At 71.5% G+C, this 26,191-nt stretch carries 21 protein-coding genes and 3 pseudogenes; 15 read left to right on the plus strand and 9 right to left on the minus strand.

The features are described 5' to 3' along the window. Positions 1-65: 65 nt before the first annotated feature. Positions 66-331 (plus strand): annotated as a pseudogene (locus tag ACGFSA_RS12520) (MFS transporter); the annotation flags it as partial. Positions 332-572: 241 nt separating this feature from the next. Next, positions 573-1,559, plus strand: a complete 987-nt coding sequence (gene dapD / locus ACGFSA_RS12525) for a 2,3,4,5-tetrahydropyridine-2,6-dicarboxylate N-succinyltransferase (RefSeq protein ID WP_393303319.1) — start codon at positions 573-575, stop codon at positions 1,557-1,559. 90 nt (positions 1,560-1,649) lie between these two features. On the opposite strand, the gene dapA is transcribed toward dapD, so the two are convergent. Beyond that, entirely contained in the window at positions 1,650-2,552 is a 903-nt protein-coding gene (gene dapA / locus ACGFSA_RS12530; protein ID WP_393303321.1) for a 4-hydroxy-tetrahydrodipicolinate synthase, read from the minus strand. 156 nt (positions 2,553-2,708) lie between these two features. Between dapA and ACGFSA_RS12535 the strand changes: the two genes are divergently transcribed. Continuing rightward, the gene (locus ACGFSA_RS12535) at positions 2,709-3,410 is read left to right on the plus strand and encodes a DUF4232 domain-containing protein (protein WP_393303323.1); all 702 of its coding nucleotides are present in this window, start codon (positions 2,709-2,711) and stop codon (positions 3,408-3,410) included. A 15-nt stretch (positions 3,411-3,425) separates the two neighbouring features. Here ACGFSA_RS12535 and ACGFSA_RS12540 read toward each other — a convergent pair whose 3' ends face one another. Then, on the minus strand, positions 3,426-3,869 hold the full coding sequence (locus ACGFSA_RS12540) for a GNAT family N-acetyltransferase (protein WP_393303325.1): 444 nt from the start codon (positions 3,867-3,869) through the stop codon (positions 3,426-3,428). Between the two features lie 297 nt (positions 3,870-4,166). Here ACGFSA_RS12540 and ACGFSA_RS12545 point away from each other — a divergent pair, with 297 nt between their 5' ends. After that, the gene (locus tag ACGFSA_RS12545; RefSeq protein WP_393303474.1) at positions 4,167-4,886 is read left to right on the plus strand and encodes an antibiotic biosynthesis monooxygenase; all 720 of its coding nucleotides are present in this window, start codon (positions 4,167-4,169) and stop codon (positions 4,884-4,886) included. Here the strand turns inward: ACGFSA_RS12545 and ACGFSA_RS12550 are convergent. After that, a complete protein-coding gene (locus ACGFSA_RS12550) occupies positions 4,864-5,100 on the minus strand; it encodes a hypothetical protein (protein WP_393303327.1) in 237 nt (78 codons plus the stop codon). The two genes, ACGFSA_RS12545 and ACGFSA_RS12550, sit on opposite strands and share 23 nt — an antisense overlap. A gap of 222 nt (positions 5,101-5,322) precedes the next feature. Between ACGFSA_RS12550 and ACGFSA_RS12555 the strand changes: the two genes are divergently transcribed. The 4 genes and pseudogenes from ACGFSA_RS12555 to ACGFSA_RS12570 all read left to right on the plus strand — a co-directional run bounded on the left by ACGFSA_RS12555 (position 5,323) and on the right by ACGFSA_RS12570 (position 9,202). Further along, positions 5,323-6,780, plus strand: a complete 1,458-nt coding sequence (locus ACGFSA_RS12555; RefSeq protein ID WP_393303329.1) for a hypothetical protein — start codon at positions 5,323-5,325, stop codon at positions 6,778-6,780. Between the two features lie 182 nt (positions 6,781-6,962). Next, on the plus strand, positions 6,963-8,420 hold the full coding sequence (locus tag ACGFSA_RS12560; protein ID WP_393303331.1) for an alkaline phosphatase PhoX: 1,458 nt from the start codon (positions 6,963-6,965) through the stop codon (positions 8,418-8,420). A 3-nt stretch (positions 8,421-8,423) separates the two neighbouring features. Next, positions 8,424-8,893: pseudogene (locus tag ACGFSA_RS12565) on the plus strand (hypothetical protein); the annotation flags it as partial. Between the two features lie 78 nt (positions 8,894-8,971). Then, on the plus strand, positions 8,972-9,202 hold the full coding sequence (locus tag ACGFSA_RS12570; RefSeq protein WP_037711258.1) for a hypothetical protein: 231 nt from the start codon (positions 8,972-8,974) through the stop codon (positions 9,200-9,202). 109 nt (positions 9,203-9,311) lie between these two features. Here the strand turns inward: ACGFSA_RS12570 and ACGFSA_RS12575 are convergent, their stop codons facing one another. Continuing rightward, positions 9,312-10,517, minus strand: coding sequence for a TerD family protein (locus ACGFSA_RS12575; RefSeq protein ID WP_393303333.1), 1,206 nt, complete (start codon positions 10,515-10,517; stop codon positions 9,312-9,314). A gap of 206 nt (positions 10,518-10,723) precedes the next feature. Continuing rightward, positions 10,724-11,956 carry an MFS transporter gene (locus tag ACGFSA_RS12580; protein ID WP_393303335.1) on the minus strand — a complete coding sequence of 411 codons (1,233 nt, stop codon included), beginning with the start codon at positions 11,954-11,956 and terminating at the stop codon, positions 10,724-10,726. Between the two features lie 372 nt (positions 11,957-12,328). On the opposite strand from ACGFSA_RS12580, the gene ACGFSA_RS12585 reads away from it, so the two are divergent. After that, positions 12,329-13,687 (plus strand): S28 family serine protease, encoded by a 1,359-nt coding sequence (locus ACGFSA_RS12585; RefSeq protein ID WP_393303337.1) that lies wholly within the window; start codon positions 12,329-12,331, stop codon positions 13,685-13,687. Positions 13,688-13,919: 232 nt separating this feature from the next. Here ACGFSA_RS12585 and ACGFSA_RS12590 read toward each other — a convergent pair whose 3' ends face one another. The 3 genes and pseudogenes from ACGFSA_RS12590 to ACGFSA_RS12600 all read right to left on the minus strand — a co-directional run. Next, positions 13,920-15,371, minus strand: coding sequence for a peptidoglycan D,D-transpeptidase FtsI family protein (locus tag ACGFSA_RS12590; RefSeq protein WP_393303339.1), 1,452 nt, complete (start codon positions 15,369-15,371; stop codon positions 13,920-13,922). A 90-nt stretch (positions 15,372-15,461) separates the two neighbouring features. Beyond that, positions 15,462-16,133 carry a response regulator gene (locus ACGFSA_RS12595; RefSeq protein ID WP_393303476.1) on the minus strand — a complete coding sequence of 224 codons (672 nt, stop codon included), beginning with the start codon at positions 16,131-16,133 and terminating at the stop codon, positions 15,462-15,464. Positions 16,134-16,140: 7 nt separating this feature from the next. Further along, a pseudogene (locus ACGFSA_RS12600) lies at positions 16,141-16,842 on the minus strand (IclR family transcriptional regulator); the annotation flags it as partial. 136 nt (positions 16,843-16,978) lie between these two features. On the opposite strand from ACGFSA_RS12600, the gene ACGFSA_RS12605 reads away from it, so the two are divergent. From ACGFSA_RS12605 to ACGFSA_RS12630, 6 genes are all read left to right on the plus strand, one after another. Beyond that, positions 16,979-18,499 (plus strand): aldehyde dehydrogenase (NADP(+)), encoded by a 1,521-nt coding sequence (locus ACGFSA_RS12605; protein WP_393303341.1) that lies wholly within the window; start codon positions 16,979-16,981, stop codon positions 18,497-18,499. Between the two features lie 714 nt (positions 18,500-19,213). Then, entirely contained in the window at positions 19,214-19,687 is a 474-nt protein-coding gene (locus tag ACGFSA_RS12610) for a GNAT family N-acetyltransferase (RefSeq protein WP_393303343.1), read from the plus strand. A gap of 36 nt (positions 19,688-19,723) precedes the next feature. Next, positions 19,724-19,921: a hypothetical protein gene (locus ACGFSA_RS12615; protein ID WP_393303345.1), complete on the plus strand. Its 198-nt coding sequence runs from the start codon at positions 19,724-19,726 to the stop codon at positions 19,919-19,921. A 146-nt stretch (positions 19,922-20,067) separates the two neighbouring features. Continuing rightward, complete coding sequence (locus ACGFSA_RS12620) at positions 20,068-20,787, plus strand: DsbA family oxidoreductase (protein ID WP_393303347.1); 720 nt, start codon at positions 20,068-20,070, stop codon at positions 20,785-20,787. Between the two features lie 119 nt (positions 20,788-20,906). Beyond that, positions 20,907-21,968: an aminotransferase class V-fold PLP-dependent enzyme gene (locus tag ACGFSA_RS12625; RefSeq protein WP_393303349.1), complete on the plus strand. Its 1,062-nt coding sequence runs from the start codon at positions 20,907-20,909 to the stop codon at positions 21,966-21,968. A gap of 125 nt (positions 21,969-22,093) precedes the next feature. Further along, on the plus strand, positions 22,094-24,826 hold the full coding sequence (locus tag ACGFSA_RS12630; protein ID WP_393303351.1) for a SpoIIE family protein phosphatase: 2,733 nt from the start codon (positions 22,094-22,096) through the stop codon (positions 24,824-24,826). Between the two features lie 177 nt (positions 24,827-25,003). Here the strand turns inward: ACGFSA_RS12630 and ACGFSA_RS12635 are convergent, their stop codons facing one another. Then, positions 25,004-26,032, minus strand: coding sequence for a VOC family protein (locus ACGFSA_RS12635; RefSeq protein WP_393303353.1), 1,029 nt, complete (start codon positions 26,030-26,032; stop codon positions 25,004-25,006). Positions 26,033-26,191: the final 159 nt, after the last annotated feature.

Here is a 26,191-nt window from a genome sequence, read left to right on the forward strand (position 1 = left end):
GACCTGCGGAAAGCATGCTGTCATAGTCCGTTCCCAAAAGAAACTCGCGGGGGAGGGCGCTGCGGATGAGGATCTTCGGGATGGTGCGGGACGTACCACGCACGGTACGGCTGCTGGCCTTGGGAGCCTTCCTCAACGGAGTCGTCAGCTTTACCTTCGTCTATCTCTTCGTCTATCTGACCGGACCGCGCGGACTCACCGTGCCGCAGGCCGGAGTGATCGCGGGCATCGGCGGCATCGGCCTGGTCGCCGGTAACTTCCCGGCGGCTGGTTCGGCGACCACTACGGTCACCGCCGGATGCTCCTGACGGGCGCGCTGGTGAGCGGCGCGGCGCCGCGCCCGAGCTGCTCTGGCCGGTGTGCGCGGTGCTGGCCGGCGGCGCGGGGGTGGCGGTGCTGGCGGCGCGGCGGCTGCGGGGGCCGGAGCGCGTGGTGGCCCCGGCGCGGACTCCGATGCCCGAGCGGCAGGCGCAGCCCGGCTGACCGGGTGTTCCGGGCGGGTGGGGCCCCGTCGCGACCATCCGGCGAGACCGGTTGGCTCCGGCGGGGCCCTGCCGGTTAGGTTTCGTGTCATGACCGACACGACTTCCCGCACCACCGGCGCCGTCGCCGCCGGCCTCGCCACCATCGCCGGCGACGGCTCCGTTCTCGACACCTGGTTCCCCGCCCCCGAGCTCTCCGACGGGCCCGGTCCGGCCGGAACCGAACGGCTCACCTCCGACCAGGCCGTGAACCTCCTCGGCGAGGGCGCGGCCAAGGCCGTCGGCGTGGACGCCCGCCGCGGGGTCGAGGTCGTCGCCGTGCGCACGGTCATCGCCTCGCTCGACGCCAAGCCGCTCGACGCCCACGACGCGTACCTGCGCCTGCACCTCCTCTCGCACCGTCTCGTTCAGCCGCACGGCCAGAACCTGGACGGCGTCTTCGGCCTCCTGACCAACGTCGCCTGGACGTCGCTCGGTCCGGTCGCCGTCGACGACCTGGAGAAGGTGCGGCTGAACGCCCGCGCGGACGGCCTGCACCTCCAGGTCACCTCGGTCGACAAGTTCCCCCGGATGACGGACTACGTCGCCCCGAAGGGCGTCCGGATCGCCGACGCCGACCGGGTCAGGCTCGGTGCGCACCTCGCCGCCGGTACGACGGTCATGCACGAGGGCTTCGTCAACTTCAACGCCGGCACGCTCGGCACGTCGATGATCGAGGGCCGCATCTCCGCGGGCGTCGTCGTCGGCAACGGCTCCGACATCGGTGGCGGTGCCTCGACGATGGGTACCCTCTCCGGCGGCGGCAAGGAGCGCATCGTCATCGGTGAGCGCTGCCTGATCGGCGCCGAGGCGGGCGTCGGGATCGCGCTCGGCGACGAGTGCGTCGTCGAAGCGGGGCTGTATGTCACCGCGGGTACGCGCATCACCCTGCCGGACGGCCAGATCGTCAAGGCGCGGGAGCTCTCCGGCGCCTCGAACGTCCTCTTCCGCCGCAACTCGGTCACCGGCGCCGTCGAGGCCCGCCCGAACAACGCGGTGTGGGGCGGCCTCAACGAGGTCCTGCACAGCCACAACTAGTGGCCCTCCCGGCAGGTTTTGCCCCGTCGCGCCGTCCGGCGCGCCCGCTCGACGAAGCTCCCCATGGGGCAGACACCGCCGGTCACGGCACTAGCGTGTAGCGGCGAGGAGTTCCTCGTATGCCTTCCGCAGCCCGTCGGCCGCCTCGCGCCCGGCGGGCTGCAGCGGTTCCCGGACCGGTCCGGCACCGAGCAGCGCCTTGGCCGTCACGGTGCCGGGCAGCCCGGACGACATCATCAACTCGGCCAGCGGAACGGTCAGCCGGTTGAGCCGTGCCGCCTCGGCGGTGTCCCCGGCGTCGAAAGCGTCCAGGACCGCCCGCAGCTGCCGGGGCGCCACATTGGCGACCGTACTCACATAGCCCGCAGCGCCCACCGCGTACAGCGGCAGGTTGAGCTCCTCGCAGCCCGAGTAGTACGAGAGCGAGCCCGCGCCGATCACCTTCGTCGAGCCGAGCAGGTCGTACGCGCAGTCCTTCACCGCCACGATGCGCGGATGGTCCGCGAGCCGCAGCAGGGTCTCCGGCTCGATGCGGGTGCCGGTGCGGCCGGGGATGTCGTACAGCATCAGCGGAACACCGGTCGCGTCGGCGACGCGCCTGAAGTGTGCCTCGACGGCGGGCTGCGGCGGTCTGCTGTAGTAGGGCGTCACGACCAACAGGCCGTCCGCGCCTGCCTGTTCAGCCTGCCGGGCCAGCTCGACGGTGTGCCGGGTGTCCGCACTGCCGACCCCGGCGACCAGTGGCACACCGGCGCCGACCGCCTCACGGACCGCGCGCAGCAGCGCGGTCTTCTCGGTGTCGGTGGTGGTCGGGGACTCACCGGTGGTGCCGCTGAGCACCAGGCCGTCGCAGCCGTCGGCGACGAGACCGGCGGCATGGGTCCCGGCGGCGTCCAGGTCCAGCTCGCCGTCGGCGGTGAACGGCGTGATCATGGCGCAGAGGGCGCGGCCGAAGGGGGCTGCGGGGGTGGCAGGGGCTTCAGGGACTGTCATGTCCGAAGTGTCCGCCGCCCCGACCGTGAAGGTCCACTTAGTTCTGCTTGAGGTGAAGGAGTAGAAATGCTCAACCATTGGTGTGAGGACCGGGACCGCGGTCTGGCATGATCGAACGCCTATGCGGCAGGCCGATGCGGGGGCGGGTGCACGGGTATGCGGGGACCGGTGGGTACCAGGACGGGCACCGGAGCGCGGAGAGGGGTAGTGGCCGCCTGCCTCGCCGGGGCGCTGGCTCTGACGCTGTCGGGATGCGCCGGATTTCTCGTACCGGCGGGCGAGGGCGAGCCGGAGCCGACTCCGAGCGCGTCGTACACGCCGGACGTGCACGCGGACAAGCTGGATCCGTCCGACCTGGCCATCGCCCCGTCCCCCGACAGGCCGCCCACAGGGGACGTTCCCGGTTCCACACCCACCCCGAGTGCCGTCGTCACCGGCGACTGCCCGTCCTCCGGCGTCGTCGTGGACATGGGTGAGGTGCAAGCGGCGCTGGGCCACCGGGCCGTGTCGCTCACCCTCACCAACTGTGGCAGCAAGCCGTTCCGGGTGGACGGCTACCCATCTGTGCGGGCCCTGGACGACGAAGGCGATCCGCTGCCGGTTCCGGTGAACCCGGGCTCCTCGTACATGGGGACCGACCCGGGGCCGAAGGAGGTCATGCTGAAGCCGGGGGAGACACTGAACGCGCTGCTCGCCTGGGTGTCCACCCCGACCGGCGGCGACCTCATCGAGGGCGACGCGCTGGAGATCGCGCCGGCCCCGGGGCTGGAGGCGCGCACGTTCCCGCTGGAGGGGAGCGACGTACGGCTGCTCGACGAGCTGAACATGACCGCCTGGCGAGCCGTTTCGCCCCAGTAGTGCCCCGGGAGGGGATCAGAGGGCGAGCTTGAAGCCTTCGTGGCTGCGGGCGAAGCCCAGCGACTCGTAGAACCGGTGCGCGTCCGTGCGCCGCTTGCCGCTGGTCAGCTGCACCAGCCCGCACCCCCGCAGCCGGGCCCGGTCGACGGCCTGCTTCATCAGCTCCCGGCCCAGCCCGCAGCCCCGCCGGTCCGCCCTGATCCGTACCGCCTCGATCAGCGCCCGCTCCTCGCCGTGCCTGCCGAGCCCCGGTATGTACGTCACCTGCAGGCAGCCCAGCACGGTGTCGCCGTCCACCAGCACCAGCATCTCGTTGCGCGGGTCGCTCCCGATGGCGGCGAAGGCCTTCTCGTACGCCTCGTCGACCACGACCGAGGCCGGGTCGGCGACCCGCTCCTCGTCGGAGAGGAGCGCGAGGACGGCGGGCAGGTCGGGGCGGCTGGCGACGCGCAGGATCATGCCCCGGAGTCTGGCACGGGCGCCGGAGAGGTCAGTAGTCGGATATGGGTGCGGCCGCGTGACCGAGCGGCACGGTGCGCGGCCCCGGACATGTCGCTCAACAGGCGCAGCAGGAACGGCGTGGGCTCGCGGAGACGGCGACGGTCGGGCCGGGGTGCTCGACGGTCTGCTGCATGTGCTGTGCCGTCGGCGCCGGGGTGAACCGGGGACCCGTGTAGCCGGCGGTTGACCTCAAGCGGACTTGACGTATCAGGGTGGCCGTCAGCGGTGCACCGCAGGGGTGCGCCGGTGAGGAGAATCGCCGTGAGCGAGAGCGTGCAGTTCGTGTCCCGTCCCGTCATCGCCCGCAACGACGTGGGCCTCGTCGAGGCCGGCACCTGGGACGTCGGCACCCCCGGGCGGCAGCGGGAGACCGTCGACGCCATCCGCAGCGCGTGGGGCAGCCGGGACTGGCCGCATCCGGGGCTGCTCGCGTACACCGTGCACGTGGGGGACGACGGGAGGACGCTGTTCCACTACGCGCAGTGGAGCGGCCAGGAAGCCTGGCAGGAGTTCGTCCGCAGCGGCCGGGACGCGCGCGACGCCGACATCGACGCAGCCGCGCCCGGGATCCGGCGGCTCGGGCTGCACACGTACGGGCTCTACCGCTCCGGGGTGCGGAAGGAGGGCGACCCTCGCGAGCCGGGGTGCATCGTGATCGTCGACGTCGAGTTCGACGGGCCGGACGCAGCGCGTCAACGGGACTGGGTGGACGGTGTGTTCGAGGCGCTCGGCACGGACCCGGCGCCGGCCCCCGGCGGTATGTCCGGGCACTTCCACGTGAGCGTCGACGGGGCCCGCGTACTCAACTACGCGGAATGGGTCAGTGCGCAGGCGCACATCGACGCGCTCGGCGCTCCCGGGGACGGCGTCGGGTCGAGGACGCCGCAGTGGGAGCGGGTGCAGTCCTATCCGGGGGTATCCGGCGGCGGCGTGCACCGCTACACACCCGCGCTCAGTCTGCGGGCCGGCAGGTAGCGGGCCAGGTGGATACCGCCCTCGGCTCGCCGCCGTCCTCCTTGTCCTCGGGGGCGATGGAACGCCCCTGGTACGCCAGGCCGCCTGCCGCCTGCCGCCTGCCGCCTGCCGCCTGCCGCCTGCCGCCTGCCGCCGGGTGGCCCGGCGGCGTTCGGCGGGACGGCGCCGAGCGGTCCGGGACGGTGACCGGCGCGGGCACCGGGGAGAGATCCATGCGCGTCAATCTCTTGGTTGTGTACGGGAGGTGTCAGGGGTCCCCGGGCGGCCGTCCGCCGTCTTTTGCATGAACCAGGCGGCATCGGGCGAAAAGCGTCTACGCTTGGGCGGCCTGAGACCGACCGGCACATGAGGGTGGGAGAAGGTGCGTGCCCGAGCCCCGTGACGCCGCCCCCATTGCCGGCCGGACCGAAACCCGTCGCCCGAGGAGAACCACCTGATGTCCGCAGAGCGCCCCACCCTGCCGCCGGTACGGCTGCACACCGAGGCGGAGCTGGCACGGGACGCGCTCGTCGCGTCGCTGCTCGCCCGCGCAGTCCGGCTCGCCCGCTGGGCGGGACCGGAGACCCGGGTCGGCGCCGGTGGCGAGCTCGTCGAAACACAGCTGCCCGCGGCGGCCGAGCACCTCGGACTGGCGGCGGACGAGGACGGCGCGGCGGAGGCCAGCGAGGCGTGGCGGCTCGCGGTCGACACCGGGCTTCTCGACGTCCACGACCCGGAGGGCGACGCGGAGGGGGACGACGCGGAGGGGACCGTGTCCGCGGGCGAGAATCTGGGGCTGCTGACCGGCGGCTCTCCGCAGGACGTCCTCGCGATCTGGCTCGACGGCCTGGAGGCCGTGCTCGCCGATGCCACCGCGCCCTTCTTCGACGACCTCGCCGACCTCGTCGGCGAGGACGGCTCGATCGACTTCGACGCCCTGGACTGGGACCCGGAGGCGGAAGCCGAATTCCTCGACGGCGTGCTCGGCAACCTGTACCTGCTCACGGTCGGCGACGGCAGCGGCAGCGAGGCACCCGTCCCGCTGCCCGCGCTCGCCGCGTCGATGATCGTGCCCGACGACATGGGCGAGCCCACCGACGACATCCTGGAGCAGGTGTCGGAGGCGATGATGCGCCTCGATGACCAGTTCCGGGTCCTCGAGCCGATCGGGCTCGTCACATACCGGCCGGTGGACGAGGCGTTGCTCGTCGAGGAGGGCGACCCGGCGGAGCCGCCCGCCGACGACGAGGACGTCAGCCGGTACGGCATGGTGAAGCTGACCCCCCTCGGTCTGTACGGCATCCGGGCCCGGATGCTGGAAGCCGGTGTCGACGCCCCCGCGATCGGCGATCTCGCCGACAAGGGCGCCGACGCGCTCCTCGGCGGCGTCGCGTACTACCCGGAGGCGGCGGCCCGCAGCGAGGTCGAGCAGTGGCTCGCCCGCCGCGGCGCGGACGGCGCCGCGGCGGAACTGCTGGACGCGGCTCGCGGCGCGGACCAGCAGGCCCCGCTCCGGCGGCTGCACTGCCAGCAGGCGCTTGCCCTGGTCGGCGCGGAGGCGGAGCCCGCGGTCCGCGCGGTGCTCGACGACCCGGAGCTGGGCGGCCTCGCCCGGGTCTGGCTCGCGGAGCACGGTGCGGCGGACGTGCCCCCGCCGCCGGAGGCGATGATCTTCTGGCTCGCCATCGACACGATCGCCGCGCAGCTGGAGGCGGCCGGCGACCTGGGCGAGCTCCAAGGGCTGGTCGAAGGGCTGTCCGGCCAGCACAGCGGCTTCTTCGACCAGGCGTGGCGGGTGGAGCACCCCGCGACGGCGGACGTCCTGGAGGCGATGGGGCAGCTGCACGGCGACAAGAAGAAGGCGAAGGACGCCCGCAAGGCGGCGTTCAAGGCACGGTCGCGGTCGGGCGGCTGAAGCCGGGCACGGCGGCCGGGGCGGTCGCCCGACAGGCTCTGAGGGAACGACGTCGGCAGGAACTCCGTGAAGGTTCACAGGAAGCGTGCCGATCGACGTCGCCGTCAGTTCAACTTCCGTTGGCGCAGGGGCGGGAGCGTGAGCCCGCAACCCACCCACCCCAGCTGCTCCAGGAGTTCGTGATGCCCTTCACGCGCAGGGAATTCACCAAGCAGTCCGCCCTCACCGGCGCCGGCATTGCCCTGACGGGTACCGTCGCCGCCCTGGCCACCGCCCCCGGCGCCCTTGCCGCCGAGGATTCCCGGCAGGGCCACGACGACGACCCCGGTCACGGTCATGACGACGAGCCCGGCTACGGGCCGCTGGTCCCCGACCCGAAGGGCATACTCGCGCTTCCCGCCGGATTCTCGTACCGCGTCATCACGCACAGCGGTGTCACCAAGCTGGACTCCGGCGAGTACACCCCCTCCAACCACGACGGCACGGCCACCTTCGAGGGCCCGCGCGGCGTCACCCTGCTGGTCAACAACCACGAGCTGAGCGGCACCCGGGCCGGCTGGGAGTACCCGGTCCCGCTCGCCGAGGGTCTCGTCTACGACCCGATCGCCGCCGGTGGCTGCACCGTCGTCGAGACCCGCCGCGACGGCCACACGGCCGAGTGGGTCGGTATCGCCGGCACGTCCACCAACTGCGCCGGTGGCGCCTCCCCGTGGGGCACCTGGCTCACCTGCGAGGAGACCGAGGACAAGGCCGGCAAGAACGGTCTGCTGAAGGACCACGGCTACGTCTTCGAGGTCGACCCGTACGACAAGCGCGCCAACCGCGACCCGCGTCCCATCAAGGCGTTCGGCCGGTACGCCCACGAGGCCGTCGTCATCGACCCCAAGCGCGGCCACGCCTACCTGACCGAGGACGCGGCCGGTCCCAATGGGCTGCTCTACCGCTGGGTCCCGCCGCACGGCTTCAAGCACGGCCGCGGCCGGCTGCGCACGCTCGCCGACGACGCCGGTGTCCTCCAGGCCACCAAGTGCTTCGACAGCAGCGGCCAGTTCGTCGACGACCTGTCCCGCGCCACGAAGATCGGCACCGTGTACGGCGTGGACTGGGTCGACGTCGTCGACCGTGACGCCAAGACCGTCTCCGTGCGCAAGCAGTTCGGCAGCCAGGACGTCACCCGTGCCCGCAAGCTCGAAGGCATGTGGTGGGGCGACGGCGGCGCGTACATCGTCTCCTCGTTCGCCCGCGCGGAGAGCCCCGTCCGGCACGACGGCCAGGTCTGGTTCTACGACCCGAAGCGCCGCACGCTGACGCTGAAGGTGCTCCTCGGGGTGAACGCCGACCCGTTGATGGACGGCGCGTTCGACGGCCCGGACAACATCACCGTCTCGCCGTACGGGGGTCTGGTCATCGCCGAGGACGGCGAGGGCATCCAGCACCTCTTCGGGGCGACCGAGAGCGGCCGTACGTACCCGATCGCGCGCAACGAGCTGAACGCGGGCACGGCTGAGAAGCCGGAGTACAGCGAGTTCACCGGGGTCACCTTCTCGCCGGACGGGAAGACGCTGTTCGCCAACATCCAGACGCCCGGCATCATGCTTGCCATCACGGGCCCGTGGAAGCGGCAGCCGAACCGACGCTGACACCCGGAGGCGGCGGTTCCGTCCGCCTCGACCCGCATCCTCACCGCCCACCGGGCGCTGATGGAGCTGCCGGTCGAGGAGCGGCGGGCCGCCGTGACCGCACCCGGCGGGGCCGACCGACCGGCCGCGGCGGGCATGACGTGGGAGGCCCTCGCGGGCCGGCTGCAGGGTGCGCTTCGGTGAACTCGGCGGGCACCGACACCGCGGAGGCGGTGCGCCGGCACTTCCGGAAGCACGACCGGGTACTGATCGTCACCGACGAGCGGGCGTCGTTCTCGTACGCCGCGGATGCCACCGCGGCCGTGCCGTCCGACGTGCCAGTCCACACCTGGAATCTGGCCGGATACCGGGTCGGTCACGCCCCGTCGGGAAGCGCGAACCGCCACACCTTCGGGGGGCTTTCGGACGCGGCATTCCGCATGGTGCCCCTGCTGGAAGCGGGTAGGGACGCCGACTGGCCCTGGAATCGCTGATTACGAATCCGGCATCAGTGCGCCCCCAGGAGTGGTCGGGCATGGCGTCGGGCGTTTCCAGGGCGCATACTCAAGGTAATGAAACAGTCAGCCGGATCCCGGCGTCACCTGCCTTCCAGTCCCTTCAACCGCCCGGCCCAGGCGGCCCCACCGGTCGAATTGTTCGATGTGGGCGACAGGGTGTCGCACGACCAGTTCGGACTCGGTCGAGTCCTTGCCGTCGAGGGCGACAACGACGCAGTGCTCATCGATTTCTCGGGGCGACAGGGGAGGATCCTGAGCCCGTACTCCAAGCTGACCAAGCTCTGAGAGAGGCGGCGAGCACGCGCAGAGTCCGCGTCCCCGTCACACTCTCCGGCTTCAGGGGCACCTGCACCCGCAGGTGCCCCTGAAGCCGTGCTGGGGGCTTTTCGCCGCCCTACAGCGCCTGGGCGGCGGGCTTGACCATGCCGCGGACGGTGCGCGACTTCACGAAGTCGCCCATCGCCGTCATTTCCCACTCGCCGGAGAACTGCTTGATCAGCTTCGCCATCATCACGCCGGTCTGCGGCTCGGCGCCGGTCAGGTCGAAGCGGACCAGCTCCTCACCGGTCGCCGCGTCGATCAGCCGGCAGTAGGCCTTGGCCACCTCGGTGAACTTCTGGCCGCTGAACGAATTGACCGTGAAGACCAGCCCGGTCGCCTCCGGGGGGATCCGGCCGAGGTCCACGACGATCACCTCGTCGTCGCCCGCGCCCTCGCCCGTGAGGTTGTCACCGGAGTGCTTGACCGCGCCGTTCAGGATGGAGAGCTTGCCGAAGTAACAGCTGTCCAGGTGGTTCCGGTTGGGGCCGTAGGCGATCACCGAGGCGTCGAGGTCGATGTCCTTGCCGCGGAACGCGGGCTCCCAGCCGAGCCCCATCTTGACCTGCGAGAGCAGCGGGCGGCCGCCCTTGACCAGGGACACCGTCTGGTTCTTCTGGAGGCTGACCCGGCCCTTGTCGAGGTTGATCTTGCCCGAGCCGGCGGGCGCCGGAGCAGCAGCCGGCGGCGCGGCCGGGACCGGGGGAGCGGCGATCCGCGGGTCCACGGGAGCGGCGGCGGGCACCGGGGGTGCGACCGGGGCGGGCGCGGCGGCCGGCTCCTCCTCGACCGACACGCCGAAGTCCGTGGCGATGCCGGCCAGCCCGTTCGCATAGCCCTGGCCGACCGCGCGGGCCTTCCAGGCGCCGTTGCGGAGATAGACCTCGATGACCACGAGCGCCGTCTCGGCGCCCAGCCGGGGCGGGGTGAAGGTGGCGAGGACGCTGCCGTCGTCCGCGTTACGCACGGTGGCGGTGGGCTCGATGCCCTGGAAGGTCTGGCCCGCCGCGTCCGGGCTGGCCGTGACGACGATCTTCTCGATGCCGGGGGGCACCGCAGCGGTGTCCACCACGATCGCGTCCGGCGCCGTGCCGCCGCCTGAGCGGTAGGTCACGCCCGGGCCCGTGGGCTGGTTGTAGAAGATGAAGTCGTCGTCGGAACGCACCTTGCCGTCGACGGTGAGCAGCAGGCCCGAGACGTCGAGCCGCACCGGGGCGGCGACGTCCACCGCCACACGGGCGGCGGAGAGAGGGATGTTCGAGCCAGGTGTCATAGCGGTCATGCACGAGGTAACGAACAACCCCGCTTTGCCGTTCCCTTACCTTCGGCCGGGTTGGTTACGGGGGTGGCTGCGGGCCGCCCGCTCGTTGCCGTGCTGGTACGCGCCGGTCCAGCGGGCCGTCACCAGCTGGGCGTCCCCGGACGCCACCTCGGTACCACGTCGGGTTGGTATCCGACCCGGACATCGAGGCCGTCGCCGAGGCGCTTTCACGCCTCGGTCGATGACGGAAGCGGACCGGTGGCGGTGCCCGCCGGCCGCCCCCGCCGGTCCGTGACCAGCAAGGCCGCCGTCAGCAGGCCCGCCGCACCGATGAGTGGCAGCAGCACCCGGATGTCCAGCACCGCGACCAGCCCCGCGCCGAGCGCCAGCGCCACCGCGTTCGGCACCATCATCAGTGAGTTGGCGGTCGCGCTCGTACGGCCCAGCACGGCGTCCGGCGTCTCGCGCTGCACCGCCGTCATCGCCGCGATCAGCACACACGGCAGCCCCGCCCCGATCGCGACGCTCGCGACCAGCGCTACCGCGTCGTACGGCAGCGCCCGCACCCCCACCGCCAGCGCGAACAGAGCGATCCCGGCCGCGGTGAACACCCGCTCCGGCAGACGCCGCATCAGCGGACCGGCCAGCAGCCCGACCGCGATCGACCCGCAGCCCTGCACCGCGTACAGCACACCCGCGTACGTGGGGGAGTGCCCGAGCCCGTCGTCGATGACGGCGTAGAGCGCGGCTCCGTTGAGCCCGGCGCACAGCATCGTCACCGCACCCGCCAGCACCAGCGGCCGCAGCACCGGTGACCCCCACACCTGCCGGAACCCCGCCGCCAGTTCGCCCCGCCGGTCCGTGCGGGCGGGCCGGGCCGGCTCCTGTACCCGCAGCAGTGCGTAGACCCCGGCGGCCAGGGCGAACGACGCCGCGTCGAGGAGCGCCACCGCGCCGCCGCCGAACCGCGCATAGAGGCCGGCGCCGGTCAGTGGTGCGAGGAGCTTCATGCCCTCGTTCGCGATCATCCGGAACCCGTTGAAGTCTCCGAGCAGCCGGGGATCGACGGTGTGCGCGACGAGCGCTGACTCGGCCGCGTCCATCAGCACGCCGCTCACCCCGTACAGCACGAGCACCGCGAAGAGGATCCAGATCCGCCCCGCCGAATCGATCGCGAGCAGCGAGGTGAGCAGCCCTGCCATGGCGAGATTCGCCCAGATCAGCAAGGGTTTGCGCGGCACCCGGTCGGCGATCGCGCCGAGTGCGGGACCGGTCAGCACAGTAAGCCACATGGCGAACACGGCGAGCGCCGCCAGACTGTTCGACCCGGTGAGGGACTTGACCCAGATCCCGCCGGTGAGCCACATCGCGGACGTCCCGAAGCCGGAGACCACCACCGCCGTCAGATACAGCCCGGCGTTGCGGTCCCGCAGCACCTTTCCTGCCGCCGACCCTGTCATTTTTGCGCTCCCCGTTCCTCGTTGACCCGCGGTTCCGATACGGACTCATGCTGGCGACTAAGGACGGGCCGGGGCATCGGGCAGATGCCCTACACCGGGATTGCCGGAATTTCGCTGTCGCCCCGGTGACCGGGGGGCCGGCGGCGGTCCGGGGCGCGCCCCGCCGCCGGTACCTCCCCTGGCAGAGAGGTAGCACCACCGTGTCACTCGCTCGCCGACCGACGGATCGTCAACAACCTGTCCGAGCAAAAGCCGTTGGGCGTCCACCGGCCCACGGATCCCCTCGGTGCGAAGTGATCACATGGCTGCGGCAAGCGGTTAATATGCCGCCGTCGTGTCCATAGCACCACACCCGTCCGAGGGGATCCCGCGTTGCGTCACCCATTGCTTCCCGCCCTGTTCTGCACCGGGCTCGTCGCCGCCACCAGCCTGCTCACCGGCACGGCCGCGACCGCCGCTGCTCCCGTCCCGTCCGCCGGCCCCACCTCCTCCGCCGCCGAGGCGACTGCCCAGGCCACCGACGTACGCGAACGGCTGGACCGGATACCGGGACTCGCGGTCGTCTCGCAGACCACCAAGGAGGGATTCCCCTACTACACCCTCACGCTGACCCAGCCGATCGACCACGGGCACCCCGACCGCGGCACGTTCGAGCAGCGCCTCACGCTCTGGCACAAGTCCGAGACCGCGCCGATGGTCCTCTACACGGGCGGCTACTCGCTCTCCAGCTCCACCCGTGAGATCACCACGCTTCTCGGCGCCAACCAGGTCAGTATCGAGCACCGCTACTTCAGCCGGTCCCGCCCCGCGACGGTCGACTGGAACGACCTGAACGTCCAGCAGGAGGCGAGTGACGAACACGCAGTCGTCCAGGCCCTCAAGACGATCTACGGGGCCAAGTGGCTGGGCACGGGCGCGTCGAAGGGCGGGATGACGCAGGTCTACCATGAGCGCTTCTACCCGGACGACCTGGACGCCGTCATCGCGTACGTCGCACCGAACGACGCCGCCAACAACGACGACAGCGGCTACGAGAAGTTCTTCGAGACCGTCGGCACCCCCGAATGCCGGGCCGCCCTGAACGCCGTGCAGCGCGAGATGCTGGTCCGGCGGGATCGGATGCTGCCCCGCTTCGAGGCCACCGCCGAGAAGCAGGGTCTCACCTTCCAATACCTCGGATCGGCCGACCGGGCCTACGAGTTCTCCGTACTGGACCAGGTGTGGAACTTCTGGCAGAGCGGTACGTACGCCGACTGCCCGGCCATCCCCGACGCGAGGACCGCCACCGACGACGAGCTGTACACCTGGTCGCTGGGGCACGGACTCAGCCCGTACGCCGACCAGGGCAACGGCGCCGAGGGCAGCGGACCGTACTACCGGCAGGCCGCAGCCCAACTGGGCTGGGCCGACCTCAAGTTCAAGCATCTGGCCGACGTCCGCCACTACCCCGGCATCTATCAGCCCAACTCGGTGCTGCCCGCCGACATGCGGGTCGGGTACGACGGGCGCACCATCAAGGACGTCGACCGCTGGGTCGCCACTCGCGGCGAGCGGATGATGTTCGTCTACGGACAGAACGACCCGTGGAGCGCCGAGCGGTTCAAGCCGAGCAAGCACGACTCGATGCTCTTCGAGGCACCGAACAGCAACCATGGCGCCCTGATCTCCAAGCTGAAGCCGGCGGACCGGGCCGCTGCGGAGGCGACCGTGAAGCGGTGGGCGGGCCAGTGACGGCCCACCCACCGCGGCCGATCGGTGACCCCGGTCGGTCGTAGGTGATGTCCGAGGCGGTGCAGCGGCAGGACGTGCCGCCGGGGCCGCTGCCCGTCTCGGTCGGCTCGGCACCCGTGCTGTTGCCTGTGCAGCGGACGCAGGGCTTGATGTGAAGTGGAGGAGCGTCGCGCTCCCCGAGGCCATGATCCGGATTCTGACAGCCGCAGCCGGCCCTCCGCGCCCGGCTTTCTCACCCCTTGAGCGCCGCCTTCATCATCTTCTGCGCGATCGGCGCCGCCAGCCCGTTGCCGCTGACCTCCGAGCGGGCCGAGCCCGAATCCTCCACGACCACGGCGACCGCGACCTCCTTGCCGGTGGACTTCGACTTCGCGTACGAGGTGAACCAGGCGTACGGCGTGTTGCTGTTGCCCACACCGTTCTGCGCGGTGCCCGTTTTGCCGCCGACCTCCGCCCCGTCGATCCGGGCGTTGGTGCCGGTGCCCTGCTCGACGACGGTGACCATCGCGCTGCGCATCTGCTCGGCGGTCGAGGCGGAGACGACCCGCTTCGTGTCGCCGTCCGCGAAGGACTGCAGGGTGTTGCCCTTGGAGTCCGTCACCTTCGACACCATGTGCGGGGCCGCCAGCTCACCGCCGTTGGCGAGGGCCGAGGAGACCATGGCCATCTGCAGCGGGGTCGCGGTGACCTCGAACTGGCCGATGCCTGTCAGCGCCGTCTGCGCCTTGTCCATCCCCGACGGGTAGACGCTCTCCGAGGCGCGCACCGGGACATCCAGCTTCTGCGTGTTGAAGCCGAACTTCTCGGCCATCGCCCGCACCTTGTCCTGGCCGAGATCGGCGGCGGCCTTCGCGAAGACGTTGTTGCAGGAGTACTGGAGCGCCGTGCGCAGCGTGGCGTTCGCGCAGGGTGCGGACGCGCTCTCGTTCCTCAGGACCGTGGTGGTGCCGGGCAGCGTGTACGGGTCGGGGCTGTTCGTGCGCTCGTCGACGGAGCTGTAGAGACCGTTCTCCAGCGCGGCCGACGCCACCACCAGCTTGAACGTCGAACCGGGTGCCAGCGGCTGCCGCAGAGCACGGTTGACCAGTGGCTTGTCCTGGTCGGAGAGCAGCTTCTTCCACATGTCGCCGTCGTTCGTCCCGCTGATCTTCGACGGGTCGTACGAGGGGGTGGAGACCATTCCCAGGATCTTCCCGGTCGCGGGGTCGATCGCGACGGCCGCGCCCTTGTCGTTGCCGAGCGCCTGGTACGCCGCCTTCTGCACATCCGGGTCGATCGTCGTCAGCACACTGCCGGGCGCGGTCTGCTTGCCCGTCACCACGTCGACGGGGTTCTTCAGCCGGTCGTCCGTGCCGTCGAGCACATGGCTGTAGATCCCCTCGAGCTGGGTGGCGCCGTACGCCTGCGAGCTGTACCCGGTGACAGCGGCATAGAGCTCGCCCTGCGTGTACGTGCGCTTGTACGCGAGATCGCTGCCCTGGGTCCTCTTCGATCCGGTGACCGGTGATCCGGCCACGATGATGTCACCGAGCGGCTGCGCGTACTGCGCGATGGTTTTCCGCCGGTTGTGGTCGTTGTCCGCGAGTGCCTTGGCCTGGTACGCCTGCACCCAGGTCGCCCGCCCCAGCAGGGCGAGGACCAGCAGCAGGCAGAAGACCGCGGTGTGCCTGATTGTTCTGTTCATCCCACTGGCAGGACGAGCGGCGGCGTCCGGCGCGTTCCCGTCTGTGCCGCTTCTCACCCATTCTTCATACTGCGCGCCACGGGGCCCGGGTCAGCCGGGCGTGATGAACCCCGACTCGTACGCCGCGATCACCGCCTGAGTGCGGTCCCGGGTTCCGGTCTTCGCCAGCACTGCCGCCACATGCGTCTTCGCCGTGGCCGGCCCCACCCGCAGCCGTTCCGCGATCTCCGCGTTGGTCAGCCCCGCCGCCATCAGCCGCAGCACGTCCGCCTCCCGCTCGGTGAGCCGGGCCACCCAGGGAGGTGCGGCGGACGCCTGCCGCCTGCCGTGCTCGGCCGCCAGTTCCCGCACCGCCGAAGGGAACAGCAGGGAGTCGCTGCGCGCGATCAGCCGCACCGCCTGGACCAGGTCCTCGGCCGCCGCGCGCTTCAGCAGGAAGCCCGCGGCTCCGGCGCGCAGGGCGTCGTACACATAGGAGTCGTTCTCGAAGGTGGTGACGACGACGATCCGCGGGGGCGCGTCCAGCGAGGCGAGGATCTGCTCGGTGGCGCGGATCCCGTCGATCTCCGGCATCCGTACGTCCATCAGCACCACATCGGGGCGCAGCTCCCGCACGACGGAGACGGCCTCGGCGCCGGTCGCCGCCTCGCCGACGACCCGCAGGCCGCGCGGCGTCCGGCGGCGGCCGGCCGGTCGTCGGGGGTCGGGCCCAGCAGCATCGGAGCACGGCGGGCCAGCAGCGCCCCGGCCGCGGCCGCGCAGCCGGCCAGTGCGCCGGGGTGAGTCGGGCGACCGGAACCGAGCAGCTGATCGCGTCGCGCGCCGGGGTGCGGTACGGGATCGCGACGCCGAAGCAGCGCAGCCCCAGGGTGTTCTCCTCGCGGTCCACGGCGTACCCCTGCTCGCGGATGAGGTGCAGTTCCTCGATCAGCTTCTCGCGGTCGGTGAGGGTGTGCTCGGTCAGTGCGGGCAGTGTCTCCGGCAGCATCGTGCGGACCTGCTCGGCGCTGTGGGTGGCCAGCAGCGCCTTGCCGAGCGAGGTGGAGTGGGCGGGCAGCCGGCGGCCGACGCGGGTGAAGGGGCGCAGATAGTGCTGGGACTGGCGGGTGGCGAGGTAGACCACGTCCGTACCGTCGAGACGGGCGAGGTGGATGGTTTCCGTGGTGTCGTCGGAGAGCCGGTCGAGCGTCGCGCGGGTGGCCGCGACGACCTCGTCGCCGTCGATGTACGAGGTGCCGACCAGCAGCGCCCGGACGCCGATGCCGTACCGGGTCCCTGTCGCGTCGGTCTCCACCCAGCCCAGCTCGACCAGGGTGCGCAGCAGCATGTAGAGGCTCGACTTGGGGTAGCCGACGGTCTCCTGCACGGCCGTCAGCGAATGCATGCCGGGACGCCCGGCGAAGTACTCGAGCAGTTCCACCGTCCGTACCGCGGACTTGACCTGTGCCCCGCCCGACTCGGCAACCGACATCGCCCTCGCCCCTTCCAGCCCACTTCTTGCCAACACGGAACGCCCGAAAATAGAGTCCCCACATATTCACGATCAGGAATTCTGTTCAAAATATCGAACAACTTCTGATGTGTGGCAGAGGCCGAAAGGAAACACGGTGTCAGCAGCACCAGTCTGGAGCGTCGACCCCCGCACCGGTAACCCGCGTGAGCAGGTTGCCGTGGAGGCTACTGCGGAGGAGGTCGACCGTGCGGTCCGGACCGCACATGCCGTACGCGACGCGCTCGCCGACCGCACCGTACGCGCCGCGTTCCTGCGTACCGCGGCGGATCTGCTCACCGAGGCCGGGGAGCACGTCATCGAGGCCGCCGACGCCGAGACCGCGCTCGGCCCGGCCCGACTCACCGGTGAACTCGCCCGCACGACCGCCCAGTTGCGCGCGTTCGCCGAAGTCGTCGACGAGGGCGCCTTCCTCGACATCCACATCGACCACGCGGACGCCACCCGGACCCCGCCGTGGCCGGACCTGCGCCGCTACAAGATCCCGCTCGGCGTCGTCGCCGTCTACGCGGCCGGCAACTTCCCGCTCGCCTTCTCCGTCCCCGGCGGTGACACCGCCAGTGCCCTGGCGGCCGGCTGCCCGGTCGTCGTCAAGGCACACCCGGACCACCCCGCCACCTCGGAGCTCTGCGCCTCCGTGCTGCGCCGGGCCGCCGCGAAGGTCGGGCTGCCCGCGGACGTACTGACCCTGGTGCACGGATTCGAGGCGGGCGTCGAGCTGGTCAAGCACCCGCTCGTGGCCGCCGCCGGGTTCACCGGCTCCATCCGCGGCGGGCGGGCGCTGTTCGACGCCGCGGCCGCCCGGCCGGTCCCGATCCCGTTCCACGGCGAGCTCGGCTCCCTCAACCCCGTCGTCGTCACCGAGGCGGCCGCCGCCGAGCGCGGCGAGCAGATCGGTGCCGGGCTCGCGGGCTCGATGACCATGGGCGTGGGCCAGTTCTGCACCAAGCCCGGCTTCGTCCTGGCCCCCGCCGGCGAGACCGGCGACCGGCTGCTGAAGGCGCTGACCGAGGCGGTCAGCGACAGTGAGGCCGCGGTCATGCTCGACCACCGGATGCGGGACGCCTTCGTCGCAGGCGTACGCGAACGGGCCGAACTCCCCGACGTGGACGCCCCGGTCACCCCCGGCGCGGGCGGCGACCACACCGTCTCCGCCGGCTTCCTGACCGTTCCGGCACAGCTGCTCGCCACCGAAGGACCGCACGACGCGCTCCTGGAGGAATGCTTCGGCCCGGTCACCGTCGTCGCCCGCTACGCCTCCGAGGACGAGATCACCGCCGTCCTCTCCCGGCTCCCGGGCAACCTCACCGCCACCCTCCAGATCGCCACGGAAGGCGCCGACGCCGACGCCCCCGCACTCCTCGCGGCCCTCACCCCGCTGGCCGGCCGGGTCCTCGTCAACGGCTGGCCGACCGGAGTCGCCGTCGCCCCCGCCCAGCACCACGGCGGCCCCTACCCGGCCACCACCTCCACGTCCACGTCGGTCGGCGCCACCGCGATCGAGCGCTGGCTGCGCCCGGTCAGCTACCAGACGACGCCGGAGTCCCTGCTACCGCCGGAGCTGCGCGAGGACAACCCGCTGGGCCTGCCGCGCCGCGTCGACGGGCGTCGCGCGTGAACCGGATCGCGTTCCCCCGGGGCGGGGTTCGCCGCCGTGGTGCCCCGGTCCGGGGCGGGGGTTCCGTCCTCAAGCGCCGGACGGGCTGGAGGTGTGCGTCTGGCCCCGTGGTGGCGCCGTCGCCTGCCCGGTGGGTGGTGGTCCGGGGCCCCTCCGGGGTGTCTCCTCGGGCGACGAACGTTCGGCGGGTACGCGAGGGGAGCCCGGGTCTTTGTTCGTCGCCCTGCGGGGACTCCCCTGCACGGCCCCGGACCGGCCGTCCCGCGGGTGCGGCCCGGTACGCCCTCGCGTCACGACCACCGGGCCGCGGGCGCGGGTGATGCGAGGGTGGGGCTGTGCAGGGGAGTCCCCGCAGGGGCTGGCGTACGTGCCGGGTTCGTCCGCGTTGCCGGTTTCCGCGCCAGTCCCGAGGAGACGCCCCGGAGGGGCCCCGCCCGCCCCACCACCGGACAGCGCGGCGGCGCCCCCGTTGCCGGGCAGCACACTCAAGCCCGTCCGGCGATCGAGGACGCAACCCCGCACCCCGGACTGGGGTGGGGCCACGGGGTCCCGGTACGACCAGCGGGTGGACGCGGGCCTCCCCGTTGCCGGGCAGCACACCCCGAGCCCGTCCGGCGATTGAGGACGGAACCGGTACCCCCGGCCCGCAGCAGCCGGGTCGTCGCCAGTGCGGCCCGGGGCAACCACGGGCCGACCGGTGGCGTCCCTCCCCGCATGATCAGAACTGCCACGCCCGCCGATCTCGACGCCATCGTCCAGCTGCACACGGAGGCCCGCGCCACCTACTACCGGGGGCATCTTCCGGAGGAGGAGTACGCGGGCGCCGCGGAGGTCGGACGCAGCCGTGGCGGCTGGTCCCGTGCGGTAGACCGCCCCGACGCCACCGTGCTCTGTGCGGAACGGGACGGGACCCTCGCCGGCATCGCCGCCTACGCGGTCCGTGAAGGCGATATGACGCTCACTCAGCTCCATGTCTCGCCGGTCCACTGGCGTACGGGAATCGGCACCGCGCTCCACACCGCCTGCGTCGACGCCTGGCGGCGGGCCGGAGTAGACGGCGCCCGCCTGGAGGTCTTCGTGCACAACACCCGTGCCCAGGCCTTCTATGTCCGGCACGGCTGGACCCCCGACCCCGAGCACCCGCGCCACGGCGCCCATCTGGCGCTGCGCCTCGCGGTCAGCCACTGACTCCGGAGATCCTTCACCCGGGGGCTGTCCCGTAGCATGGAGCCGCTGTTCCAGGCGCTGTGCGACCACGACTGCCTCGGTGACCTGGCGGTGTGGGGACCGGTGGCCGGGGGGCCGGGCGGGTCCGACCGATGGGTCGCGGTCACCGTCAACCAGTGCGACGGCGACGCTCCGATGATCATCGTCGCCCTGGTCGGCGACCGTCCGGTCATCGAGCCGAGAGACGGGCCCTGAGGGGTGTCCGGCGGATCGGGGCCGGACACCCCCTGGTGCGGGAATGACCGGGGCCGGACAGGCGTTCACCAGGGGCGCGGAGGGTGCTTCCGCGCTGCCGTGGGCAACCCGCGGTCCGTCCCGACATCCTGGAGAGAAGAAGAGTCATGCGCGTCGAGATCTGGAGCGACATCGCTTGCCCCTGGTGTTACATAGGCAAGGCCCGTTTCGAGAAGGGCCTGGCGGGGTTCGCCCATCGCGACGAGGTCGAGGTCGTGCACCGGTCCTTCGAGCTCGACCCGGGCCGGGCCAAGGGCGACACCCAGCAGGTGATCGACATGCTGGCGCAGAAGTACGGGCGTACGCGTGAGGAAGCGCAGGCCATGGAGGCGAACGTCGCGGCCAATGCGCAGTCCGAGGGGCTCGGCTACCGGACCGAGGGGCGCGACCACGGCAACACCTTCGACATTCACCGGCTGCTCCACCTCGCCAAGGTCCGCGGCCGCCAGGACGAGCTGCTGACGCTCGCCTACAAGGCCAACTTCGCCGAGGAGCGGTCCGTCTTCGACGCCGAGGTGCTGGTCGAGCTGGCCGCCGAGGCCGGACTCGACGCCGACGAGGCGCGTGCCGTGCTCGCCGACCCGGAGGCGTACGCGGCCGAGGTGCGGGCCGATGAGCAGGAGGCGTCCGAGCTGGGTGCCAACGCCGTGCCGTTCTTCGTGCTCGACCGGCGGTACGGGATCTCCGGCGGCCAGCCCGCCGAGGTGTTCGCGCAGGCGCTCGAACAGGCGTGGAAGGACCGACCGCTGACCGCGATCGGCTCGGACGCGGCGGCGTGCGACGCCGACGGTGTCTGCGAGGTCCCGCAGACGGGCAGCAACGCCTGAGCCCGCAGGCCGGCACCATCGCCCGACACCTCGCTCAGCCGCATACATGAGCATTGCTTGGGAGCACCCCTTGACTCCTGGTAATTGACGATGAGTTAAGGGGGCTTCAGGCTGGGCGAATGGAGACTACTTCGCTCAGCCGTACGGTGGATGACGAGTTCGCACCGGAGACCACCTACCTCAACACCTCCACCTGCGGGCTGCTGCCCCGGCGCACCGTCGATGCGGTGAAGGCGCTCGCCGAGGCGACCGCCACGGGCCGCAGGGCCGGCTCCGGCGACTTCGAGGCGGTGGACGCGGCCCGGGCCGGCTTCGCCCGCCTCGCCGGTGTGGACGCCGACCGGGTCGCCACCGGCAGCTCGGTCTCCGTGCACGTCGGGCTGATCGCGGCGTCGCTGCCGGCGGGGGCCGAAGTCCTGGCGCCCGAAGGGGAGTTCAGCTCCGTCGTCAGCCCGTTCGCGGTGCGTGGCGATCTCAAGATGCGTTACGTCCCGCTGGACGGGTTGGCCGACGCGGTACGGCCCGGCACCGATCTCGTCGCCTTCTCCTCCGTGCAGTCCGCCGACGGCCGGATCGCCGATCTGGACGCGGTACGCGCGGCGGCCGCTGCCCACGGGGCCCGGACGCTGCTCGACGCCACCCAGTCGGCCGGCTGGCTGCCGCTGGACGCCGGGGCGTACGACTACACCGTCACCGGCGGCTTCAAATTCCTGCTCTGCCCGCGGGGCGCGTCGTTCCTCACCGTCACCGACGAGGCGCAGCGCACCCTGCCGACCGTCTCCGCCGCGTGGGTCGCCTCCGACGACCCCTGGAACAGTACGTACGGCCCGGTCGGGCGGCTCTCCCCGACCGCCCGCCGCTACGACGAACCGCCCGCCTTTCTGTCGTACCACGGTGCCGAGCACTCCCTCGCGCTGCTGGGCGAGGTCGGCATCGACGCCCTTCACACCCACGCCACCGGGCTCGCGGCCCGCATGCGGGCGGGGCTGGCCGGGCTGGGGCACGAGGCGGTGCCGGGGGAGTCCGCGATCGTGGCCGTGCCTGGACTCGGCGGGCGGGAACCGGAGCTGGCGCGGGCCGGGGTGATGGTCTCGAACCGGGCGGGTGGTCTGCGCGCGGCTTTCCATCTCTACAACACGCAGGCCGACGTGGACCGGGCCCTGGACGTGCTCGCCGGCTGAGCCCGCCGGGATGCCCGGCTGATCCCCCGGCGCCCGGAGAATCAGCCGCCGCCCAGGGGAGTCCGAAGGGGGCCCCGCCGACCTTGGCGAACGCATCTTCGTGCTTACGGTGTAAAAAGGGCGATATGGTGCAACCTTTCGGCCGATTCCGGAGCGGACAGGTTCGGTCACTCACGGGCAAGTACCCCCAGAGCCTTGCAGGGCAGGTCTTCGCTCTGCAGGTGGCTGTCGTGGTGCTGCTCGTTGCGGCCGCGGTGCTGGCGCTCGTACTGCAGTCCCAGCGCGACAGCAACGCGGAGGCGAGACATCGTTCGGTCGCCGTCGCGCAGACGTTCGCGCACTCACCGGGGGTCGTGGCCGCACTGAAGGCCCCCGATCCCTCCAGGGTGCTCCAGCCGCTCACCGAGGCGGCGCGGAAAGCAGCCGGCGTCGACTTCATCGTGGTGACGGACACAAAGGGGATCCGCTACACGCATCCCCGGCCGGAGCTGATCGGGAAGAAGGTTTTCGCCACCATCGGGCCGCCGCTGGCCGGCCATGTGTACGTCGAGAGCATCAAGGACCCGCTCGGCTACGAGGTGCAGGCGACCGTCCCCATCTTCGATCACGGGCACAAGGTCGTGGGTCTGGTGTCTGCGGGCATGCAGGTCGAGAAAGTGACCGGCATGGTGTCCCGGCAGATTCCGATCATCCTCGTCGCGGGAGCGGTCGCGCTCTCCGTGGCCACGGTCGGGACGGCGCTGGTGGCCAGGCGGCTGCAGCGGCAGACCCACAGTCTGGGCCCCGCCGAGATGACGCGCATGTACGAGCATCACGACGCGGTGCTGCACGCCGTGCGCGAAGGCGTGCTCATTGTCGGCAGCGACGGCCGACTGCTCCTGGCGAACGACGAGGCCAGACGGCTGCTGGATCTGCCGCACGACGCCGAGGGGCAGCACATCCCGGACCTGCCCAGCCTCGATCCCGGCACGGTGGAGCTGCTGACCTCGGGCCGCCCGGCCACGGACGAGGTACACCGTGCGGGGGACAGGCTGCTTGCGGTGAACCAGCGGCTCACGGATCGTCACGGTGGCCCCGAGGGGACGGTCGCGACCCTGCGCGACACCACGGAGCTGCGGTCGCTGTCCGGCAGGGCAGAGATCGCCCGCGAGCGCCTGAGGCTGCTGTACGACGCCGGGCTCGGCATCGGCACCACCCTCGACGTCGTGAGTACGGCCGAGGAACTGGCGAAGATCGCGGTCCCCCGGCTGGCCGACTTCGCCACCGTCGATCTGGCCGACCCGGTCATGCACGGGGACGAGCCGACAGGTGCGGACACCGACATGCGCCGCACCATCGTTCACGGCATCCGTAACGACCACCCCCTCTACAAAACCGGTCACCTGATCAGCTTCCTCCCCTCCACCCCACAGGCACAGGCATTCCGCACCGGCCGGCCGGAACTGGTACCCGACCTGTCCGCCGCACCCGGCTGGCTCGCCCAGGACCCGGAGCGGTCACGGATGATCGTCGATTACGGCATCCATTCACTCATCACGGTTCCCCTCCAGGCACGGGGCGTCATCCTGGGCATGGCCAACTTCTGGCGCTCGGAGAAACCCCAGCCGTTCGACGAGGACGACCTGTCCCTGGCCGAAGAACTGGCCGCCCGAGCAGCGGTCAGCATCGACAACGCCCGCCGCTACACCCGCGAACACGCCATGGCGGTGACCCTGCAGCGCAGCCTGCTCCCACGAGCCCTGCCCGAACAGAGCGCCCTCGAGGTCGCCCACCGCTACCTGCCCGCACTCTCCGGAGTGAGCGGCGACTGGTTCGACGTGATCCCGCTCCCGGGCAGCCGGGTGGCCCTGGTCGTCGGGGACGTCGTCGGCCACGGCCTGCACGCAGCCGCCACGATGGGACGGCTGCGCACCGCCGTGCACAACTTCTCCACACTCGACCTGCCACCCGACGAGATCCTCGGCCACCTCGACGACCTCGTCGGGCGCATCGACCAGGAAGAGGAAGAAGTAGAAACGACCCCCGGCGCCGGGATCACGGGCGCCACCTGCCTGTACGCGATCTACGATCCCGTCTCCCGCCACTGCGCCATGGCACGGGCCGGACACCCCCTGCCCGCCCTGGTCCAACCCGACGGCAGCGTGTCCTTCCCCGATCTGCCGGCCGGCCCGCCCCTGGGCCTGGGCGGCATGCCGTTCGAGACCGCGGAACTCGAGCTCACGGAGCGTACACAACTCGTCCTCTACACCGACGGACTCATCGAGGACCGCACCCGGGACATCGACGTGGGGATAGAGCTGCTCCGCCAGGCACTGGCCTCCCACCCCGACCGGTCACCGGAGGAAAGCTGCCAGGCAGTGCTCGACGAACTCCTGCCCGGCCGGCCGAAGGACGACGTGGCGCTGCTCATCGCCCGCACACGGGCGATCCCGCCCGAGCACGTCGCCGACTGGGACGTACCGTTCGACCCCGCGGCCGTGGCGCGGATGCGCGCCGCCGTGACCGAGAAACTCGACGACTGGGGCCTGTCCGAGCTCGCGTTCGCCACGGAACTGGTACTCAGCGAGCTGATCACCAACGCCATCCGCCACGCCTCCGCACCGGTCACGATACGAGTACTCCACGACCGCACCCTGACCTGCGAGGTCGCCGACAGCAGCAGCACCTCACCCCACCTGCGGTACGCCACCGCAATGGACGAAGGAGGCCGCGGCCTGTTCCTCGTCGCACAACTGGCCGAACGCTGGGGCACCCGCTACACCCCCCAGGGAAAGGTCATCTGGGCAGAGCTTCCCCTGCCCCGACCCGACCCGACCCGACGGGACCGGGGACGGCGCAGCGTTCTTGAACATCCTTGACGCGGAACTCTGAGGCAGGTCCCCGTGGAGCCTGACCGACGGGTCCGCGTCCCGGGGCCCGTGTCGCGAGCAGTCACCCCATGTCCGTCATGGTGCGATCTCAGTCAGGAAATCGAAGGAGATCATGTTGCCGGGCCGCAGGGGCAGCCACCCCGGGACGGCCGCCCTAGCGGCTTCTTACTGCTCCTGGCCGGCCTCCTCCAGTGGCGCACTGCGCCACTTCCACGAAGTGACCCGGGGACGCCCGGGCAGCTCGGCGCGACCGGTGGACCAGAGCAGTACCGACCACCGGTCGGCGTCGTCCGGGGCGTCCGGGAACAGCCGGGCCAGTACGCGGTCGCACAGATCGGCGGGCGGCGCCCAGGAGATGTCCAGGCCCCGAACGACATCGTGCGTATGCACCAGGGTCTCCACGATTCCCATCGCGGCGAAGCCCTCCGGGTCCGAGATCCCGTACGCGTGGAACGAGCGGACATCCGCCAGGGTCGTCCGTACCATCGCCGTCAGCAGGGCCCCGCTCGCCTCCAGGGTCTGCAGCAGTCCGACCGCACCGGCGTCGGGGTTGGCGAAGATCGCGTTGGCCGGGCCGCCCTTGCGGTCGGCTCCCCAGCGGTACGGCACGTCGCGGTCCAGCGGCGGCTTCTTCGGGCCCAACTGGGCTGCGTACGCGAAGAGATCATCGTTCAGATGCTCCACGGTCTCCCAGGAGTCCCATTCCAACGTCCCGGCGGGCACCCGCCAGTGGTCCTCGGGAACCTCACGGAGCGCGGCGAGCGAGAGATGGACCGCGGTGGTCACGTCGTCCGCGGTGACCGGCAGCCGGGTCGCCGTCAGCGTGGCCCGTTCCGCGGCGCTGCACTCCACGCAGAACTCATTGCCCTCGGGGTCGGCGAGCGTCGCCCAGCCCCGGCCGTTCGGCTTGCGGTGGTCGCCGACGAGAGTGGCGCCGAGGGCGAGCAGCCGCTCGACTTCCTCGTCACGGGTACGGTCCTGCGGCTGGATGTCCAGATGGACGCGGTTCTTGCCGGTCTTGGGCTCGGGTACCGAAATGAACAGCAGCGCGGCGCCGGGGGTCTCGACGAGTGCCTCGGGATCACCGGGCCGATCCTCGTCGGACAGCTGCGCACCGAGCACCTCGGCCCAGAAACTGCCGAGCTTGTAGGCGTCGGCGCAGTCGATGGTGACGTGTCGTACGAGTGAAGTCATGCCCTCACTCTCGCTGCTGACGGACGACCGGGTCCACCCGATTGTGCCGGTGGGCGGGGGGGGGGCCCGGGCCCCCCCCCCCCCCCCCCCCCCCCCCCCCAACCCCCCCCCCCCCCCCCCCCCCCCCCCAAAAAAACCGGCGCCCGGGCCGGGCCCCCC

The sequence above is a fragment of the Streptomyces sp. NPDC048496 genome (assembly GCF_043200055.1).
Lineage (GTDB): Bacteria > Actinomycetota > Actinomycetes > Streptomycetales > Streptomycetaceae > Streptomyces.